The following is an 18,519-nucleotide window of genomic DNA, read 5'->3' as shown; positions in this document are numbered from 1 at the left end:
TCCCGTCAGGCTGGGTGGAGGCTCGGGTCGCCCGGCTCGACGACGAACGAGCCGGAGGTGTAGGCGGGCGCGTACGGCTCGGTCACCCGGGACAGCGAGCGGAAGTCGACCTTCATCTCCTGCTGGGTGAGCTTGGCGCGGACGTAGCCGCGGCGGCCGTTGAAGAACTTCACGTGCGGGTTCTCGTCGAGCAGGATCTGGGTGTTGGGGTACTCGTCGAAGCCGTTGCCGGCGCTGGTGACCGACGTGGTGACCAGCTCGACCGCGACGGACTTCGACTCGGGGTCCTGGAAGTCGCGCTTGACCTCCCCGGCCCAGTGGGAGTGCACGTCGCCGGTGAGGACGACCGCGTTGCGCCGGTAGTCGTCGATGGCGGCGGTCAGCCGGTTGCGGGAGGCGACGTAGCCGTCCCAGCCCTCGTTGGAGTAGCCCTTGCCCTCGCCGTTGGTCCAGTCCATCTCCATGAGGAAGACCTGCTGGCCGAGCAGGTCCCAGGTGGCCTGGGAGCCCTTGAGCTGCCCGTCGAGCCAGGACTCCTGCTCGCCGCCGAGCATCGTGCGGTTGGGGGCCAGCCGCTCGGCGCAGTCGGCGCCGACCGTGCCGCTCCTGCCGGTGCAGGCGTACAGGTCGCGGTACTGGCGGGTGTCGAGCATGTGCAGGTTGGCGACCGCGCCCCAGCGGATCGTGCGGTAGAGCCGCAGGGCGGGGCCGTCGGGGCGCTGGGCGCGGCGCAGCGGCATGTTCTCGTAGTACGCCTGGAAGGCCGCGGCCCGGCGGGCGAGGAAGGGCGGGTCGGGCTGCTCGGGCACGTCGCCGGCCCAGGCGTTCTCGATGTCGTGGTCGTCCCACACGACCACCCAGGGGGCGATCGCGTGGGCCAGCCGCGACTCGGGGTCGGCCTTGTGCTGGGCGTGCCGCAGCCGGTATCCGGCCAGGTCGAGGCATTCGCCACCGGCCTGGTCGCGGACGGGGTACTTGTAGTCGCCGTACTCGTAGATGTAGTCGCCGAGGAAGGCGATGAGGTCGGGGTGGTCCTCGGCCATCCGGCGGTAGGGGGTGAACCAGCCGGTCTGGTAGTCGGCGCAGGAGGTGAAGGACAGGTTCAGGGGGCGGGAGCGGGTGCCGGGGGCGGGGGCGGTCAGGGTGCGGCCGACCTCGCTGATCTCGCCCTCGGCGCGGAAGCGGTAGAAGTACTCCGCGCCCGGACGCAGGCCGTCCAGCTCGACGTGCACGCTGTGGGCCGACTCGCGGCGGGCCTGCTCGACGCCCTGGCGCACGACGTGGCGGAAGTTCTCGTCGGAGGCGAGCTGCCAGCGCACCGGCACGACGCGGTCCGGCATGCCGCCGAGCCCGTCGAGCGCGACCGGGTCCATGGCGAGCCGGGTCCAGAGGACGACGCCGTCCGGCGTGGGCTCGCCGGAGGCGACGCCGAGCTGGAACGGGTCGGACAGGGGGGCACGCCGGGCCGCCGCGCGCACGGGTGAGGCACCCAGTGCGGCGGCGAGGCCCAGGCTCGCGCCCCCGGCGAACAACGATCGCCGGGTGATCAATGGAGCTCCTACTTCACGGAGGCGTTGCCGGCGGCCACGGCCTGGTCGGCGGCCTGCTGGGGGGTGAGCTTGCCGAGGTACATCTCGTTGAGGATCTGGTTGAGCTTGTTCTCGAAGCCGGTGAAGCCGGTGGTGACCGGCAGCGGGAAGGTCTGGCCCTCCGACTCCTTCTGGAACGGCGAGACGTCGAGCTTCTTGGACTTCCAGTAGTCGACGTAGCCCTGCGACAGCCCGTTGAGCGCGGGGAAGACGTAGCCACCGTCGGCCATCATCTTCTGCGGCTCCTCGGTGCCGAGCCAGGTGGCCAGCTTCATCGCCTCGGCCGGGTGCGCGCTCTTGGCGGAGACGGCCTCGGACAGGCCGTTGAGGTTCACCGAACGGCCCTGCGGGCCCTCGGGCATGGGGGCGACGCCGATCTCGAAGTTGGCCTCCGGCGCGACGAACGGCAGCAGCGCGTTGTTCGCCGGGAACATGGCGACCTTCCCGGCCTTGAACATGTCGGTGACCTTGCCGGTGGGCGGGTTGGTCTGGGTGGCCGGCGGCGAGACGTGGTGCTTGTTGACCAGGTCCACGCCGAACTGCAGCCCCTGGACGGAGGCGGCGTCGTTGAAGGTGTAGTTGCCGAAGGGCTTGTCCAGCAGCTTGCCGCCGTTGGAGCTGACCCAGTTCATCCACTGCGTCTGGTAGTGGTTCCAGGAGGCGAAGCCGTACGTGGTGACCTTGGCGGGGTCGAAGCCGGGCTCGCCGGGGTGCTTGCCGGCCTCGTCCACGGTGAGCTTGCGGGCCGTGTCGAGCAGGGTGCCGGAGCCGTCGGCCGCCCAGGTGAGCTGGTCCGGCATGGACACGCCGGCCTTGTCGAACAGGTCCTTGTTGTAGAGCAGGCCGACGATCCCCCAGTCCTTCGGCACGCCGTACAGCTTGCCCTGGTAGGTGAACGAGCCGACCACGGTCGGGTGGTACTTGGAGCCGTCCACCTGGACGGGCGCCAGCACGCCCTTGGTGACGAACTCGGGGAACTGGGTGGGGCTCATCCAGAAGACGTCCGGCGCGGTCCCGGCGACGGCGTCGGCGGTGAGCTTGGTCCAGTACTGGTCGTAGGGCAGCAGTTCTATCTTGACGTCGATGCCCGGGTTGGCCTTCTCGAAGGCGGCCATCACCTTCTCGTAGCCGACCTTCTGCTGGTCGTCCCAGAGCCGGTAGGTGAGCGTGACCTTGCCGGAGTCTCCGGAGCCCGACCCACAGCCGGACAGGATGAGCGTGGCGGCGCAGAGCAGCGCCCCGGCCCAGCGAATCGGGGGGGATTGCAACATTCGCTGACCTCTTGTTCGTGTGCTACTTGAGGCCGGTGAGGACCACCGACCGGACGATGTGCCTTTGGAAGAAGACGAAGACGGCCACCATCGGCACGAGCGCGATCAGCCCGCCGGCCATCATCAGGTTGTAGTCGACGCCGATGCCGACCTTGAGGGTGGCGAGCGCCACCGTCATCACCCTGGTCTCGTCGCCGCTGGTGATGATCAGCGGCCAGATGAAGCTGTTCCACGAGGAGATCACGGTGATGATCGTCAGGGTGCCGAGCGCCGGGCGGCACAGCGGCAGCAGGATGCGCAGCAGGACGGTCATCGCCCCGGCCCCGTCGATCCGGGCGGCCTCCTCCAGCCCGGCGGGCAGGGACTTGAAGAACTGGCGCATCAGGAAGATGCCGTACGGGGTGCCCAGCACGTACGGGATGAGCAGGCCGTACCAGGTGTTGACCAGGCCGAGCTCGCGCATGATGAGGAACAGGGGGATCATCGTGACCGCGCCCGGCACCATCATGGTGGCGACGTACAGCCAGAACAGGGCCTCCCTGCCCCGGAAGCGCAGCCGCGCGAAGGCGTAGGCGGCGAAGGTGGTGAAGACGAGCTGCCCGAGGGTGAGCACGACCGTCATCAGCAGCGTGTTGAGCACGTACCGGGGGAAGTCGCCGCTCAGCAGCCGGGTCAGGTTGGCGGTGGTCGGCGGCAGGCCGGGCAGCCACGGCTCGGTGGAGCTGAGCTGCGACTGCGTCTTGAAGGCGGTCAGCACGACCAGCAGGTACGGGAAGACGGAGACGAACGCGCCGGCCGCGAGCACGACGTGGAGCAGGGTGCGCTTGATCATGGGGGGCCTCAGCTCAGGTCGTAGGTGGTGCGCTTGCCGAAGAACCTGACCTGCGCCAGCGTCACCAGCAGGATGACCCCGAACAGCAACATCGACAGGGTCGAGGCGTAGCCGAAGTCGAACTGCTTGAACGCCGTCTCGTAGATGCGGAAGTTGAGCACTTCGGTGCTCTGGCTGGGGCCGCCGTTGGTCATGACGTAGACGGTGTCGAACACCTGGAAGGCGCCGATCAGGTTGGTCACCATGACGAAGAACATCGTGGGGTTGAGCAGCGGCAGCGTGATGCGCCAGAACCGCTGGGCGGGGGTGGCGCCGTCGGTGGCGGCGGCGTCGTACAGCTCCTTGGGGATGCCCTGGAGGCCGGCCAGGAAGAACAGCATGGTGTAGCCGGTGTGCTGCCAGACGTTGACCAGCGCGATCGCCGGCAGCGCCCAGGCGGGGTCGGACAGCCAGTCGGGGCCGGTGATGCCGGCCAGGCCGAGCAGGCTGTTGAGCGCGCCGTCGCGCGGGTCGAAGATCCAGTTCCAGACCAGGCCGAGGACGATCGGGGTGGCCATCCACGGGATCAGGTACAACGAGCGGTACAGCCGCAGGCCCTTGACCTTGCGGTCCAGCAGCAGCGCCAGCACCAGGGCCAGCACGGTCTGCAGCGGGATGCACAGGACGACGTACAGGAGGGTGACGCCCAGCGCGTGCCAGGTCTCGCCGTCGGCGGCCAGCCGGCGGTAGTTGTCCAGCCCGGCGAAGGTGGGCTCCGACAGCAGCTCCCAGTTGAAGAAGCTGAGCACCAGGACGATGACGACCGGCAGCAGCAGGAAGGCCACCACCCCGAACAGGCTGGGCCCGACGAACAGGTAGGCGTGCCAGTCGCGGGCGCGCCTGCGCGGCCGCCGCGGGGCCTCCTTGGCGGCGGCCCGGACGGTCTCGGTGATCACGACGGGTCCGTGGCGGTGGGGACCAGCAGGCGGCGGGTGGTCTCCAGCCCCCAGTCGTCGAGGGAGGCGATCGGGTCGCTGGAGCCGCGCAGGCCGCCGGTGCCCTCGATGTGCGCCGCCCACTCCTGCCGGGCCTCCACCTCGGGCCGCGCGATGAGGCAGTCGGGGTCGTTGACCCACCAGCGGGCGTGCAGGAACTCGCGGGCCGCGCCGGTCAGCCGGGCGCCGAGCTGGGAGGGCTGGCTGATGTCGCCCGACCGGGGGTGCAGGGTGGGCGCGATGTCGGGGCTGACCCGCATGATGTCGACCAGCCCGATGCTGGGCAGCATGGGCGCGCCGCAGCCGTGCAGGGTGGCCTCGGGGCCCGCGCCGCGCCGCACGAGCTCCAGCCCGCGCCGGTAGGCCGCGATCGGGTCGAGGTCGTCGTGGCGGCGGCCGGCCAGGGCGCCGGCGTAGAGGTAGTCGAGCTTGAAGTGGGTGACGCCCATGGCGGCGAAGGTGGCGAACACGTGGACCAGGTGCTCGGCCGCGCCTGGGTGGGTGACGTCGAGGACGGCGAGGTCCTGGTTCCACATGCGGCCCGCGTACGCGCCGTCCACCAGCCAGTCGAGGTGCTCGTGGAACAGGCGGCTGTCGTGGCCGACGAGGAAGGGGGCGGTCCAGATGCCGGCGCGGCGGCCGGAGCCGGTGACGGCGTCCAGGGCGCGGGCGAGGGAGCCGAAGCCTGGCCTGGGGTCCAGCCAGTCGCCGATGCCGGCCTCGTAGCCGTCGTCGACGAGGAACATGTCGGCGGTCAGACCGTGCCGGTCGGCCAGCGCCAGGTTCTCCAGGACGTCGGCGTCGGTGACCTTGTCCCAGTAGCCGTACCAGGTGCACCACATGGGCGGGACGGCGGGGAACGTCCTGGGTTCGGCCATGCCGTCCGCCCAGGCGCGCAGGGCCCGGTCGAGGTCGCCCTCGATGCGGTGGTGGCGTACCGGGCCGTCGGCGGAGATCACCAGGCGGTCGCCCTCCCGGCGGGCCCGGACGGAGGGCACCTGGAGCGGGCCGGGCGCGCTCCACAGCTCGACCGCGCCGTCACCGGTCTCGACGGCCAGCAGCCCCTCGCCCTGGAAGACGCCGTCCGGGACGGGCGTCTCGGGCCGGTAGCAGAGGATCTGGATCGTCTCGTCGGCGGGTCTGGGCGGAAGGTCCCCGAGGCCGTAGGCGCCCGTGGGGCTCCACGACTGCCAACCGTGCTCGAACACCCGGGTCCGGGCCTGGTCGCACCTGATCTCGCCGACGTCAACGAATGACATCAGACCTCATCTCTCTCAACTTACGAAGGAGCGCTTCATTAGTAGCACCGTCGGTTTCGGAGGGTCAACGCCCAATTTGAAGGGGTTCGTGGATGGTGCGCCGTCGAGCTGGGCCCTGGCATAATCTCTGCTTACAGAGGAGACCTACGTTAAGGACGGCGATGGCGGATCTACGCGGCGGCGACCTGTCACGGCTGCGACAGCTCAACTCGCTGACCGCCATCCGGGCGTTGCGCCGGGCCGGCCCGCTCACCCTGTCGGCGCTGGCCGAGCGCACGGGGTTGTCGCGGCCGTCCATGAAGGAGGTCGCCGGCGAGCTGATGGACCTGGGCTGGGTGGAGGAGGTGCCGCCGAGCCCCGGCTCGATGGGCCGGCCGGCCCGCCGCTACCGCTTCCGCGCCGACAGCGGCTACCTGGTCGGCGTCGACGTGGGCGGCCACAACATCCGCGCCGCCCTGTCCGACCTCGACGGCGAGATCCTGGCCGAGACCCGCCAGCCGGTGTTGCCGGACGCGCCGCTGGAGGAGCGCCTGGCCGCGATCGAGCGGGCCGTCTCCGGCTGCCTGACCCTCGGCCGCGTGGCGGTGTCCGACCTGTGGACGATCGCCGTCGGCACCATCGGCATCATCGACATCGAGGGGCGGGTCATCTACTCGGCCGCCGTCCCGTCCTGGCGCGACCTCGACCTGGCCGGCCGGATGCGGGAGATGTTCCCCTGCCAGGTGCTGATCGAGAACGACAGCCGCCTGGCCGCCATGGCCGAGACCCGGCGCGGCGTCGCCCAGGGCGCCAAGGACGTGGTGTTCCTGCACGTCGGCAGGCGTATGGGGGCCGGGCTGATCATCGGCGGCCGGGTCCACCGGGGGTTCGGGGCGGCGGCCGGGGAGATCTCCATGCTGCCCGAGGCCCGCTGGTTCGACGCGCCCGAGCACCTCAACTCGTGCGCGGCCGTCCCCCCGGGCACGCCGCCGGAGGACGCGGCGGGCTACACGCTGGCCGCCGCCAGGAACGGCGACCCGGTCGCGCTGGAGGCCGTCGGGCGCTACCTCGACGACCTGGCCGTGGGCGCGGCCGCCATGGTGCTCGTCCTCGATCCGCAGGTCGTGGTGCTGGGCGGCGGGTTCTCCAGGTCGGCGGACGTGCTGCTCGGGCCGCTGCGCGAACGGCTGGAGCGGCGGTGCATGCGCATGCCGGAGGTGCGGGCGTCCACGCTGGGCGACGAGTGCGTGGTGGCGGGTGCGATCGACTACGCCGTCGACCACCTCGACGAGCAGCTCTTCACCCCAGAGAGCGGCCCGCTTCCCCTCACCCGCTGATTGCAGGATTCCTGCAATCGGTTGTTGCAGAAATAACGACGCCACCAGGCAGAACGCCCGCAGCGTTTGCAGTTTTACCTGGACGTATTGACCTTTCCTCAGCACGAAGCCACTGTTACTGCAACCGGTTGCCACGGCTCGCGCGGCACCCCCTTCCACTCCTCCACCGAATCGGAGCTGGACGTGCGTAAGAACCAACCCTTGGCGACGAGACCGGCGGTCGTGCTGACCACCGGCCTGCTCCCCGCCGGCGACAACGGCACGCTCAGCGACGGCGGCCGGGCAGGCAACGGCGACCGCAACGGCTACAGGCTGGGCGGCGAGGACATCAAGGTCGACCACGTCGTGCGGCGCAACATCGCCTACCGCAACGGCAAGCACGGCTTCACCTACAACCGCAACCTCGGCACGATGTCGATCACCGGGAACGTCGGCATCGACAGCACCGAGCGCAACTTCTCCTTCGACGGCGGCACCTCGGTGTTCCGCGACAACACCTCCTGCCGCTCCGGCAGCGGCGCCAACGACAAGATCGTCGGTGCCGCGGACGCCTCCAACCAGTTCTGGTCCGGCTCGAACGGCTCCCGCTGCTCGGCCTACTCCGGCGCCCTGAACTGGTCCTTCGCCGCGGACGGCCGCCTGGTGGTGACCTTCGGCGGCGTCCCGGTCGCTCCCGCGGGCTGACCGGCGCTCTCCCAGGTCCGGGACCCGTGCCAGGGTCTTGGGGCTTCGCCCGCCGGTGGGGTAAACGAGGCGGAAGTGGAAAAGGTGGCCTTGTGAGGGCCTCCCGTCGAGGCCGCTGCTTCCCGTACGAAGAAAGAGCAGACGCCATGCCGTCTTCCGCCCTGCACCGTTCCATCCAGGTCGCCGAGCCCGGCGGCGCCATGGCCCAGGCCCCGGCGCAGACCCGCGAACCGGGCCCCGGCCAGGTGCGGATCACCGTCGAGGCGTGCGGGGTGTGCCACTCCGACGCGCTGATCATCGGCGGCGCGCTCCCGGGCACCGCCTTCCCCGTCACCCCGGGGCACGAGATCGCCGGACGCGTCGACGCGATCGGCGACGGCGTCGCGGGCTGGTCCGTGGGCGACCGGGTGGCGGTCGGCTGGTACGGCGGGAGCTGCGGCCACTGCGACGCCTGCCGGGAGGGCGACGGCGTGCTCTGCCCCGACCTGCGGGTGCCGGGCGCCGCCTACCCGGGCGGGTTCGCCGACTCCGTCGTGGCGCCGGCCGTCGCCCTGGCCGCGATCCCCGACGAGCTGACCGCGGTGCAGGCGGCGCCCCTGGCCTGCGCGGGCGTGACCGTGTTCAACGCGTTGCGGCGCAGCTCGGCGCGGCCGGGCGACACCGTCGCGATCCTCGGGCTGGGTGGCCTCGGCCACCTGGGCGTGCAGTTCGCCGCGCAGATGGGCTTCGACACGGTCGCGATCGCGCGCGGGAGCGACAAGGAGCCGCTGGCCCGCGAGCTCGGCGCCGCCCACTACATCGACGGCGCCGCAGAAAAGGCCGCCGACGTGCTGCTGGCGCGGGGCGGGGCCAAGGTGGTGCTGGCGACGGTGACCAGCTCGGCGGCGATGTCCGGCACGATCGACGGGCTGGGCCGGCGCGGCGAGCTCATCACCGTCGGCATCGACACCGACCCGCTCGCCGTCACTCCCCTGCAGCTGGTCGGCGGCGCCCGCCGGGTCTATGGGCACGCCTCCGGCATCGCCGTGGACACCCAGGACACCATGAGGTTCGCCGCGCAGAGCGGCGTGCGGGCCTGGACGGAGGAGGTGCCGCTGGCGGAGGCCGCGACGGCGTACCAGCGGATGTTGTCGGGGCAGGCCCGCTTCCGCATGGTCCTGACCACCGGCAACTGAGCGGGGAGGCGGCCATGACCGAGTCCTACGACCCGCGCCGCACGGCGGTGCTGCTGGTCGATCCGTACAACGACTTCATCTCCGAGGGCGGCAAGGTGTGGCCGCGGCTCGGGCCGGTGGCGCAGGCGATCGGCCTGCTGGACAACCTGCGGGCGGTGATCGCCGCGGCGCGTGGGACCGGCGTGCGGGTGGTGTTCGTCCCGCACCGCCGCTGGGCGCCGGGCGACTACGAGAGCTGGGCTCATCCGAACCCGACGCAGCACGGCATCCAGGAGCGGCACACCTTCGCCCGCGGCTCGTGGGGCGGGGAGTTCCATCCCGACCTCCAGCCGCAGGAGGACGACGTCGTCGCCGCCGAGCACTGGGCGCAGAGCGGGTTCGCCAACACCGACCTGGACCTCCAGCTACGGCAGCGCGGTGTCACGCACGTGGTGGCCGTGGGCGTGCTGGCCAACACGTGCGTCGAGTCCACCGGGCGGTTCGCCATGGAGCTGGGGTACCACGTGACGCTGGTGCGGGACGCGACCGCCGCGTACCTGCCGGAGATGTTGCACGCCGCGCACGAGCTCAACGGCCCCACCTTCGCCCACGCCATCCTGACCACGGAGAAACTGGTCGCGGCCTTCTCACGGGGCTGACCCGGCCGGGTCAGGGGCTCGGGCGGGCGGTGCGGGTGGCCGTCCAGTAGGACCGGGTCATCTCGGCGGCCAGTCCGGCCACGACGAGCCCGATGATCCCGTGGTACCAGCGCCAGCCGACGCCGAGGCCGACGAACCCGTCCAGGATCATGATGCCCGCGCCCCCGCCGAGCGCCGCCAGCATCACCGCCAGCACGGCGAGCAGCGCGGCCCGCGGCAGCCGGCGGCCCGCGGCGGTGACGGTGGCCAGGGCGACACAGGCCCCCAGGACCCCGGAGGCCGCCGCGAACCCCTGCGCGAGTGACGGGTCCAGGAAGTAGCCCGCGGCCTCGGCCGCCGGCACGGGCGGCCCGCCCGGGAAACCGAGCCTGCCCTGGACGGCGAAGGCGGCCTTGCCCGCCGCGTACCCGAGCAGCAGCGCCGCCAGCCCGTATGCCGGCCAGCGCCGCGGGCGATGAGAGTCGACCATGCCCGCAACGCTAGGGACCGCCCGGCGCACGCCCCTCCCCACCGCGCGCGAACCTCCTCCCCCGTCAGAGGGATCCCCCCACCTTCTGCGTCGGTGAGGGGCCTGTCTCGCACCCGAGGGTGCCCCGCCATTCGATGGCCAGAATTCATGCCATTCTTCTTCCGGAAATTCGGGGCTATCGTTTCGCCATCTCATGGATTCAATGTCCGGACATATCCGTTTCCGGCGTTAATTCATTCCTATGGAGGTGGCTTCATGCCCGCAAGGCTGTGCAGAATCGCGGGCGCGCTCGCGCTCGCCGTGCCGCTCACTGTGGCGACACCGGCCGTGGCGAGCGCGGCGGACCCGCCCTCGGTGGTGATCGACTCCGCCGATCCCGCTCCCGGCCTGGTACGCCTGACCGGCCGCTTCACCGCCGCCTACGACGTGTCGGTCGTGGTGGACGGCGAGCGCGTGGACCGGGCCGAGGTCACCGACCCCGACGCCGACGACAGCGGAACCTGGTCCTACGACCTCGACACCAGCGCCCTGGACGGCGAGATCGAGGTCTACGCCAAGGCCACGGACGCCGACACCCGCTACGGCGCCTGGTCGCCGCCGCTGGCCCTGCGCGTGGACAACCCGCAGGCCAGGGCCCCGTGCGTGTCGATCGCCGAGCCCGCCGACGGGGCCCGGCTCACGCGTCCCACGCCGGTCCGGGTGGACGTGGCCGGCACGGACGTGCGCTCGGTCCGGGTCCGCGTCAACGGCGGCTCCTGGCAGCCCGCCGCCGGCGCGCGAGGGCGCTACGTCACGCTGCTGAACCCGGCCAGGCACGGCGACGTGATGGCGAGCCTGGAGGCGGAGGCGGTCGACGCGCGCGGCCACGTGTCCAGGTCGTCCACCACGTACGTGGCGCTCGGCGCGGCGAGCGGGCAGGCCCCGGTGCCGCACCGGCAGGACCGGGCGATGTGGATCTGGGAGAAGGCGTCCTACAACCTGGTGCTCAACCCGGGGTCGCGCCGCCTGCTGGAGACCGTCCTGCCCGCCGGATCGACGCTCTACCTGGGCGTGGACACCTACGCCGGGCGCGACATGATCGAGGACGCGCGTCCCGGGCTGCGTGACCTGGTGGCCTGGGCGCACGGCCGGGGCATGAAGGTGCACGCCACCGTCGCCGGCGGGACGCGGCCGCCGTACCTGGGGGCACTGTCCCGCTACCGCGAGCGGGCCGTCGGGGAGATGGAACGGGTCCTCGACTACAACCTGTCCTCGAAACCGGCGGAGCGGTTCGACGGGATCAACGTCGACATCGAGCCGTACAGCCTGCCCTGGTTCACCAGCGGCAAGCCCGGCGTGCAGATCCAGTGGCTGGACACGCTGCGCGCGATGATCGCCCGCCGGGACGCCTCCGGGCAGCCGCTGCTGTTCGGCCCGGCCGTGCCGCGCTGGCTGGACACCTCGGCCTGCTGCACCGGCATCACGTACGGCGGGACCACCCGCACCATGGCCGAGCACGTCCAGGACCCGACGAGTTCGTCGCCGCGCACCTGGACGACTGGCTGCGCTGAGAGGGGAACCGGGGCCGGGACGCGCGTCCAGGCCCCGGCTTCTTCGTTCGTCAGACGGTCCAGTGGGCCGTGGACAGGGCGCGGACGGCGTCCTCGTCCACCTCGACGCCGAGGCCGGGGCCGGTGGGCACCAGGGCCGTCCCGTCCGAGACCTCCACCGTCGGGCCGCCGACGTACGCCGAGCGCACGAACTGGCGGCCGTTGAGGTCGACCGGGGTGTCCACGCCGAACGCCGCGAACAGGTGCAGCGAGGCGGCGAACCCCAGGTCGGTGTCCGTCAGCCCCGAGCCCATGATGCGCAGCCCGGCGTCCTCGGCGAGCTGGCACAGCCGGCGCGACAACGTCAGCCCGCCCGACCGCTGCACCTTGGCGATGGCGATGTCGACGGCGTCGAGCTTGACGAACGTGGCCAGGTCGGTGGGGTGGCGCAGGCTCTCGTCGAGCGCGACCGGGAGCGGGCTGTGGTCGCGCAGGCGGCGCAGCCCGGTGACGTCGTTGGCGGGCAGCGGCTGCTCGAACGCCGTGACGTCCAGGTCGGCCAGCCGGCGGGCCATGCGCAGCGCGCCGTCCACCGTGTAGGCCTGGTTGGCGTCCACCCACAGCGGCGCGTCGGGCGCCGCCTCCCTGACGGCCGCGACGACGGAGACGTCCGTCGCCTCGTCGTGCAGGCCGACCTTGACCTTGAACGCGTGGTAGCCCTCCGCCCGCCCCTCCTCGACCGCCTGCCGCACCTCGCCGGGCGTCTGACCGGCCACGATCCAGCCGAGCGTGATCCGGTCGAGGCGGCGCTGGCCCCACAGCACGCCGACGGGCACCCCGAGGGCCCGGCCGAGCAGGTCGTGCAGGGCGATGTCGAGCGCGGACTTGGCGATGGGCGACCCGATCGTCAGCCCGCGGTTGATCACCTTCTCGTAGGCCGCGCAGGCGCCGTCCAGGTCCCAGGCGGGGCGGCCGAGGAGGGCGGGGGCCAGGTAGCCGGCGATCGTCGTCGAGATCGACTCCACGGTCTCGTACGTCCAGGCGGGCGTCGGCGTGGCCTCGCCCCAGCCGGTCACCCCGCCGGCAGTCACCTTGACGAGAACCCGCTCGGCAGGCTTCCCCTCGGTGGTGACGTTTCCGCCTGAAATGCTGAACGAACGGATGGACGGCAATTCCACGACGAATATCTCAATACGCTCGACGACCAGCGATTTCATCATTCTCCAATGAGCAGGAATTCATGCTTACCCGAGCATTTAAGCCTCCCGAATCTAGCACGCCGGAATTGATTTCAGAATCAATGGCAGGAATTTATGCGGCCCTTTCGCCGGGCCCTCTGGCCGCATCCGGACGTTGACCGGCGGCCCGCCCGGGCGCAGGCTTCGGTGGTCCCCACTTCTCCCGTTCACGACGAGGTGATCGTGATGGCCGGAACCCGTCCCGCCCTTCCGGACGCGACCAGCGACAGCTTCCTGGCCGAAGCGCTGAACGAGGCCAACGCCTACCGCGCCAAGCACCACGCGCCCCCCATGGAGATGGACGCCAAGCTCGTCGAGTACGCCAAGGAGCGCGCGTCCTCGCGCTCGGAGTACGCGAAGCTGTCGGCCGGTCACGACGGCCTGCGCGACACCACCGGCGAGAACATCTTCTGGGGCATGTCCTCCGGCTCCACGCCGAAGACCGCCGGCGACGCCGTGACCGCCTGGTACAACGAGATCGCCGACTACAACTGGGCGAACCCGCCGGGCGACCTGGCCAGGACCGGCCACTTCAGCCAGCTCGTCTGGAAGGACACCAGGAAGGTCGGCGCGGCCCGCGTCGCCGGCCAGGGCCCCGACGGGTTCGAGACCTACATCGTGTTCGTCTTCGAGAACCCGGGCAACTACGAGGGCGAGTACCCCCAGAACGTCCTGCCCGCCTGACGACGGGCCGGTCAGGGGGCGGCGAGGGCCCCCTGACCACCGGCCGCCGGCCGGCGCCGGACGGTCACGGGTCGGTGCCCTGGGAGGCGACGTGGTCCTCGTCGAAGATGTCCCCCGCCGAGATCACGATCCGCGGGTCGGGCACGCCGACGACCTCGTCGTCCTTGTCGTCGTAGTCGAAGAGGCTGAGCACGTGACGCATGGCCTCCAGCCGGGCGCGTTTCTTGTCGTTGCTCTTGATGACGGTCCAGGGCGCCGACTCGGTGTCGGTGTGCAGGAACATGTCCTCCTTGGCCTGGGTGTAGTCGTCCCATCTGCGAAGGGACGCCAGGTCCATCGGCGACAACTTCCACTGCCGCACCGGGTCCACCTGGCGGATGATGAACCGGGTGCGCTGCTCGGCCCGCGAGACCGAGAACCAGAGCTTGACCAGGTGCAGCCCCGAGTCCACCAGCAGGTCCTCCAGGCGGGGCACCTGCTCCATGAACTCCAGGTACTCGTGCACGTCGCAGAAGCCCATGACCCGCTCGACCCCCGCCCGGTTGTACCAGGAGCGGTCGAACAGCACGATCTCCCCGTTGGCCGGCAGATGGGCGATGTAGCGCTGGAAGTACCACTGGCCGCGCTCGCGCTCGCTCGGCTTCTCCAGCGCGACCACCGTGGCCCCGCGCGGGTTGAGGTGCTCCATGAAGCGCTTGATCGTGCCGCCCTTGCCGGCCGCGTCGCGCCCCTCGAACAGCATCACCAGCCGGCGGCCGCTGGCCTTGATCCAGTACTGCAGCTTGAGCAGCTCGATCTGCAGCAGCCGCTTGTCCCGCTCGTAGACCTCCCTGGACAGGCGTTCGTCGTAGGGGTAGTGCTGCCGCCAGGTGTCCACCGGCCGTCCGTCGGCGCGCATCAGCACCGGATCGTCGTCGTCGCCGTCGTCCACCCACAGCCCGGGAGTGGTGTCGAGCAGTTCGCTGTGCTCCGCGGCCGCCAGGGGGGCGAGGACCACGGGCTGCTCGTCGCCTGGACCGGTCATGCGGCCCGCGACCGGATGTTCGCGTTCATGGCGTCCTCTCTTCACCGGATGCGGCCAGCTAATCGTGCCGGCGGCCCCCGTTTCCGGGAATTCCGCCGGCGGCGGGCCGTTCAGCTCCTGGCTCCCAGCTGGCCGCGTACCTGGGCGAGCAGGTCGTGCGGCAGGGGGGCGTAGCCGTACAGGGCCAGGTAGGACTGGCCGGCGTCGCTGGCGGCGTAGCCGAGGAAGGCGCGCGCCAGCGGGTCCGCCCGGCCGGTGCAGATGATCTCGTACGTGACCTGCACGATCGGGTAGGCGCCGGGGACCGGCCGGCTGTGGTCGAAGGTCAGCACCAGCCCGCGCCCGCCGCTCTCGACCGTGGCGCCCTGCAGGGCCTTGCCGGCGCTCTCCGGCGACAGCTCGGCGAACTGCCCGGCGGCGTTGCGCACGTCCGCGGTGCTCAGGCGGGCGCTGCCGGCGAACCCGTACTCCACGTACCCGATGGAGTCCCTGGTGTGCTGAAGGACCTGGGTCATGCCGCTGGAGCTGGTGACGCCCTGGCCGGCGCCGGTCCACGTCCGGGACGGCGGGTGCGGCCAGCCGCCGGTCGCCCGCAGGAACTCGGTGAGGTTCTGGGTGGTGCCGGACTGGCCGGAGCGGTGGAAGACGTGGATGCGGGCGGCCGGCAGGCGGTTGCCGGGGTTGTCGGCGGCGATCTCGCGGGCGTTCCACCTGGTGAGGCGCCCGGTGAGGATGCCGGTCAGGGTCGCCGGGGAGAGCCGCAGGCCGGGCACGGAGGGCAGGTTGTAGGCCACCGCGACCGGGGCGACGACCATCGGCAGGTGCTCGGCCCGGCCGCCGCAGCGCCGGTCGGCCCGCGCCTGCTCCTCCTGGGTCATCGGCACGTCCGAGCCGGCGAACGCGCTGCGTCCGGCGATGAAGTCCTCGATGCCGCGGTCGGAGCCGTTGGCCTCGTAGACGACGCGCAGTTCGGGGTGGACGCGCTCGAACTCGCCGGTCCAGGCGTCCATGGCCCCCTTCTGCGCGGTCGAGCCCGAGCCGTGCAGCCACGCGGCGACCGGCTCGGGGGCGCCCCCGTCCTCGCTGCTCATGCTCAGGAACACGGCCCCGGCCACGGCGGCGGCCCCGGCGACCAGAACGAGCACGGTGACCAGGACCGACTTGGCCGTCCATGTCAGCCTTGCCATTGCACAAGGCTATGAACCTGACCCGTCCGGACGCGTCATCCCGCGGTCAAGCCCTCGGACACGAACGGTTACCTTGTCGCCAAGCCGCCCGGCGTCCCGTCGGCCGCGGCGGCCAGGAGCCGGGCCAGCTCGACCGGCCTGGTGAACATGGGCCAGTGCCCGGAGTCGAGGTCGACGAGGTCGAGGTGCTTGACCCGGGCCAGCTCCGCGTCGTCGCCGCCGTCGATCCACTCCCGTGCCTGCGCGGGGCTGAACTCGGGGCACACCACGACGGCCGGCACCCCGAACCGCCGCTCGTCCGTCAGCCGCACCACGCCCCTGGCCACCCCCTCGGGGACGGGGACCGCGGCGGCGGCGAACCTCCTTCTGGCCTCCTCGTCGAGGTCGGCCGAGTCCGGCCCCTCGAACGGCTCCCATCCCGGGAACGGCATGCCGCCGTCCACGACCTCGAAGAGGTCGGCGTAGGCGCCGTCGGCGGCGGGGAAACCGCCGATGAAGGCGACCTTGCCCACCTTGTCCGGCCGCGCGTCGGCGGCCAGCCAGGCCAGCGTGCAGGCCGCGGAATGGCCGGCCACCAGGGGCCTGCCGTCCGCCGCGGCCACGGCGGCGAGTACCGCCGCCACCTGGTCGGCGAGCGTGGCGGAGGAGTTCCCGTCCCCCTGGCCGGGGAGGGCGACCGGCACGGGACGGTGGCCGAGCGCCTCGATCGCGGGCGCCACCTCGTCCCAGGCGGACGCGTCGAGCCAGAGGCCGCCGATGAGCAGGATGTCCATGTCAGTCTTCTTTCTTCAGTGCGTTCAAATCGCGTTCCGCGTAGAGCCGGTGTTCCCATTCCTCGTTGAGGACGATGTGCAGGCACTCCTTGAGGGGGAAGCCGGTCAGCCGCGGCCAGCCGGGCTCGTCGCGGGTGACGTGTGAGGCGAGCAGCTCGGGGGTGAGCGAGGCGACCACCCGGCCGACCATCGCCCGGCGGGCGCGGCGGACCGCGAGCACCTCCGCCAGCGGTGGCCGGGCCGCGCGGTTCCACGGGACGCCGTCCCAGCCGGGCGCCTCGTCCCACGGCAGGTCGAGCGGGTGCCATGGCGAGAGGTCGCCCAGGATCATCCGGCCGACCCAGGCGGCCGAGGCGAAGTTGAGGTGCCGCAACGTCTGGACGAAGGACCATTCGCCGTCGACACCCCGGTGCAGCGCCGCCTCCGGGAACGTCGCGGCGCGGGCGAGGGTGCCCGCCCACAGCCGGTCCAGGATCGCCCACGCCTCGCCGAAGCCCTCGGGGTCGTCGGGGCGCATCCTGGCGCGCTCGGGCATCCGGCGGTTCAGCTCGGCCTCGACGAGGGGGACGATGTCCACGCCGTTCACCACGACGTTCCGCAGCTCGCCGCTGAGCTCGACGTCGACGAGCTCGGCGCCGCTCACCCGCACGCCGGACAGGTCGGCCGCGCGCACGCGGACGTCGAGCAGGCGTACCCGTGTGAACGTGGCCTGCCGCCCGCTCAAGCCTTCGACGTGCGGGTCTTCCCGGGAGTCGGTCATGACGCCACACGGTAGGACGTATTCCGGACGTTCTACTTCCGGTACCTGCCCTGACCGCTCTAATCTGCTCGGGTGCCGACCGAACTCAGCCCCACCGCGCGGGCCCTGCGCGCCATGGAGGTCCTCCGGCAGCGTCCCGGCGTGACGGCCGGCGAGCTGGCCGCGGCCCTGGGCGTGACCGAGCGCGCCGCCCGCCGGTACGTCGGGATCCTGCGGGAGGCGGGCATCCCCGTCGAGTCGGCCAGAGGCCCCTACGGCGGTTACCGGCTCGGCCGCGGCACCAGGCTGCCGCCGGTCGCCTTCACCGAACCCGAGGCGCTCGCCCTGGTCATGGCGGTGTTCGACGGCCGGCCCGCCGCCACCGACCCCGACGACCTGGTGGGCACCGCCCTGTCCAAGGTCATCCGGGCCCTGCCGGAAGGCGTCGGACGGCAGGCCGCCGCGCTGCGCGAGCACGCCTCCGCCGCGCCCGACCGGTACGCGGCCCGTCCCGGTGTCGCCGTGACGAGCGCGCTGGTGGCCGCGTCCGCGGCCCGGCGGCGCGTCCGCATCGCCTACCGGAGCGGGTCGGGCACGGAGTGGGAGGCCGAGGTCGACCCCTGGGCGGTCGTCGTCCGGTACGGGCGCTGGTACCTGCTGTGCCACTCCCACCGCGTCGGCGCGGTCCGCACCTACCGGGTCGACCGCGTCCGGGCCGTCCATGAGACCGTTCACGACTTCCGTCCGCCCGACGGCCTGGACCCGGTGGCGGCGCTGGAGGAGAACCTGGGCACCGGATGGGCGTACCCGACCCGTGTGGTCTTCGACGCGCCCCTGGCCGAGGTGGCGCCCTGGGTGCACCCGCCCATGGGGCGGCTCGAACCGCACGGCGAGGGCTGCGTGCTGGTCGGCAGCACGGGCAACCCGGCCATGTACGCCCAGGAGTGGCTGCCGGCCGTGCCGTTCGCCTTCCGCGTCGAGGGCGGGCCGGAACTGCGCGCGGCGGTCGCGAGCCTGGCCGCCCGCCTGGCCGCCGCGCTGCCCGGCTAGATCGCTGATGTGAATTTCGGTGATTGGCTGCGAGCGTGACGAAGGGCGTCCATGGTCGGTGTGTGAAGACTGACCTAGACGCCCTTCT

Annotated in this window: 17 protein-coding genes; 6 read left to right on the top strand and 11 right to left on the bottom strand. The window is 71.8% G+C overall.

Annotated features, from left to right (window positions below; translation table 11 throughout):
- Positions 1 to 5: 5 nt before the first annotated feature.
- The 5 genes from ABZ444_RS33685 to ABZ444_RS33665 are packed head-to-tail and all read right to left on the bottom strand — an operon-like array spanning position 6 to position 5,925.
- Positions 6 to 1,550 (bottom strand): alkaline phosphatase D family protein, encoded by a 1,545-nt coding sequence (locus ABZ444_RS33685; protein ID WP_358005804.1) that lies wholly within the window; start codon positions 1,548 to 1,550, stop codon positions 6 to 8.
- 8 nt (positions 1,551 to 1,558) lie between these two features.
- Positions 1,559 to 2,860, bottom strand: coding sequence for a sugar ABC transporter substrate-binding protein (locus ABZ444_RS33680; RefSeq protein WP_358005801.1), 1,302 nt, complete (start codon positions 2,858 to 2,860; stop codon positions 1,559 to 1,561).
- Positions 2,861 to 2,882: 22 nt separating this feature from the next.
- A complete protein-coding gene (locus ABZ444_RS33675) occupies positions 2,883 to 3,692 on the bottom strand; it encodes a carbohydrate ABC transporter permease (RefSeq protein WP_352353992.1) in 810 nt (269 codons plus the stop codon).
- 8 nt (positions 3,693 to 3,700) lie between these two features.
- Positions 3,701 to 4,627, bottom strand: a complete 927-nt coding sequence (locus ABZ444_RS33670; RefSeq protein ID WP_357968734.1) for a sugar ABC transporter permease — start codon at positions 4,625 to 4,627, stop codon at positions 3,701 to 3,703.
- Positions 4,624 to 5,925, bottom strand: coding sequence for a glycoside hydrolase family 36 protein (locus ABZ444_RS33665; protein ID WP_358005798.1), 1,302 nt, complete (start codon positions 5,923 to 5,925; stop codon positions 4,624 to 4,626). Before ABZ444_RS33665 ends, ABZ444_RS33670 begins: the two co-directional genes overlap by 4 nt.
- 161 nt (positions 5,926 to 6,086) lie before the next feature.
- Between ABZ444_RS33665 and ABZ444_RS33660 the strand changes: the two genes are divergently transcribed.
- The 4 genes from ABZ444_RS33660 (at position 6,087) to ABZ444_RS33645 (ending at position 9,738) form a co-directional block, all read left to right on the top strand.
- Positions 6,087 to 7,241: an ROK family protein gene (locus ABZ444_RS33660; protein WP_358005795.1), complete on the top strand. Its 1,155-nt coding sequence runs from the start codon at positions 6,087 to 6,089 to the stop codon at positions 7,239 to 7,241.
- Positions 7,242 to 7,442: 201 nt separating this feature from the next.
- Positions 7,443 to 7,925 carry a hypothetical protein gene (locus ABZ444_RS33655; protein ID WP_358005792.1) on the top strand — a complete coding sequence of 161 codons (483 nt, stop codon included), beginning with the start codon at positions 7,443 to 7,445 and terminating at the stop codon, positions 7,923 to 7,925.
- 146 nt (positions 7,926 to 8,071) lie between these two features.
- Complete coding sequence (locus tag ABZ444_RS33650) at positions 8,072 to 9,100, top strand: alcohol dehydrogenase catalytic domain-containing protein (RefSeq protein ID WP_358005789.1); 1,029 nt, start codon at positions 8,072 to 8,074, stop codon at positions 9,098 to 9,100.
- 14 nt (positions 9,101 to 9,114) lie between these two features.
- The gene (locus ABZ444_RS33645) at positions 9,115 to 9,738 is read left to right on the top strand and encodes a cysteine hydrolase (protein ID WP_358005786.1); all 624 of its coding nucleotides are present in this window, start codon (positions 9,115 to 9,117) and stop codon (positions 9,736 to 9,738) included.
- Between the two features lie 10 nt (positions 9,739 to 9,748).
- Here the strand turns inward: ABZ444_RS33645 and ABZ444_RS33640 are convergent, their stop codons facing one another.
- Positions 9,749 to 10,207, bottom strand: a complete 459-nt coding sequence (locus ABZ444_RS33640; protein ID WP_358005783.1) for a hypothetical protein — start codon at positions 10,205 to 10,207, stop codon at positions 9,749 to 9,751.
- Positions 10,208 to 11,807: 1,600 nt separating this feature from the next.
- A complete protein-coding gene (locus ABZ444_RS33635) occupies positions 11,808 to 12,953 on the bottom strand; it encodes a dipeptide epimerase (protein ID WP_358006004.1) in 1,146 nt (381 codons plus the stop codon).
- Positions 12,954 to 13,160: 207 nt separating this feature from the next.
- On the opposite strand from ABZ444_RS33635, the gene ABZ444_RS33630 reads away from it, so the two are divergent.
- Positions 13,161 to 13,658 (top strand): CAP family protein, encoded by a 498-nt coding sequence (locus ABZ444_RS33630; RefSeq protein WP_358005780.1) that lies wholly within the window; start codon positions 13,161 to 13,163, stop codon positions 13,656 to 13,658.
- Positions 13,659 to 13,722: 64 nt separating this feature from the next.
- Here ABZ444_RS33630 and ppk2 read toward each other — a convergent pair whose 3' ends face one another.
- From ppk2 to ABZ444_RS33610, 4 genes are all read right to left on the bottom strand, one after another.
- The gene (ppk2, locus tag ABZ444_RS33625; protein ID WP_358005777.1) at positions 13,723 to 14,682 is read right to left on the bottom strand and encodes a polyphosphate kinase 2; all 960 of its coding nucleotides are present in this window, start codon (positions 14,680 to 14,682) and stop codon (positions 13,723 to 13,725) included.
- Positions 14,683 to 14,792: 110 nt separating this feature from the next.
- Entirely contained in the window at positions 14,793 to 15,869 is a 1,077-nt protein-coding gene (pstS, locus tag ABZ444_RS33620) for a phosphate ABC transporter substrate-binding protein PstS (RefSeq protein WP_358005774.1), read from the bottom strand.
- 68 nt (positions 15,870 to 15,937) lie between these two features.
- A complete protein-coding gene (locus ABZ444_RS33615) occupies positions 15,938 to 16,642 on the bottom strand; it encodes an alpha/beta hydrolase (protein ID WP_358005771.1) in 705 nt (234 codons plus the stop codon).
- Position 16,643: 1 nt separating this feature from the next.
- Positions 16,644 to 17,402 carry a DinB family protein gene (locus ABZ444_RS33610; RefSeq protein WP_358005768.1) on the bottom strand — a complete coding sequence of 253 codons (759 nt, stop codon included), beginning with the start codon at positions 17,400 to 17,402 and terminating at the stop codon, positions 16,644 to 16,646.
- Positions 17,403 to 17,474: 72 nt separating this feature from the next.
- On the opposite strand from ABZ444_RS33610, the gene ABZ444_RS33605 reads away from it, so the two are divergent.
- The gene (locus ABZ444_RS33605; RefSeq protein WP_358005765.1) at positions 17,475 to 18,431 is read left to right on the top strand and encodes a WYL domain-containing protein; all 957 of its coding nucleotides are present in this window, start codon (positions 17,475 to 17,477) and stop codon (positions 18,429 to 18,431) included.
- Positions 18,432 to 18,519: the final 88 nt, after the last annotated feature.

Source organism: Nonomuraea sp. NPDC005730, from assembly GCF_040630865.1.
Taxonomy (GTDB): Bacteria; Actinomycetota; Actinomycetes; order Streptosporangiales; family Streptosporangiaceae; genus Nonomuraea.
Note: the sequence above shows the minus strand (reverse complement) of the source record. Positions and strands in the feature narration are given on the sequence as shown.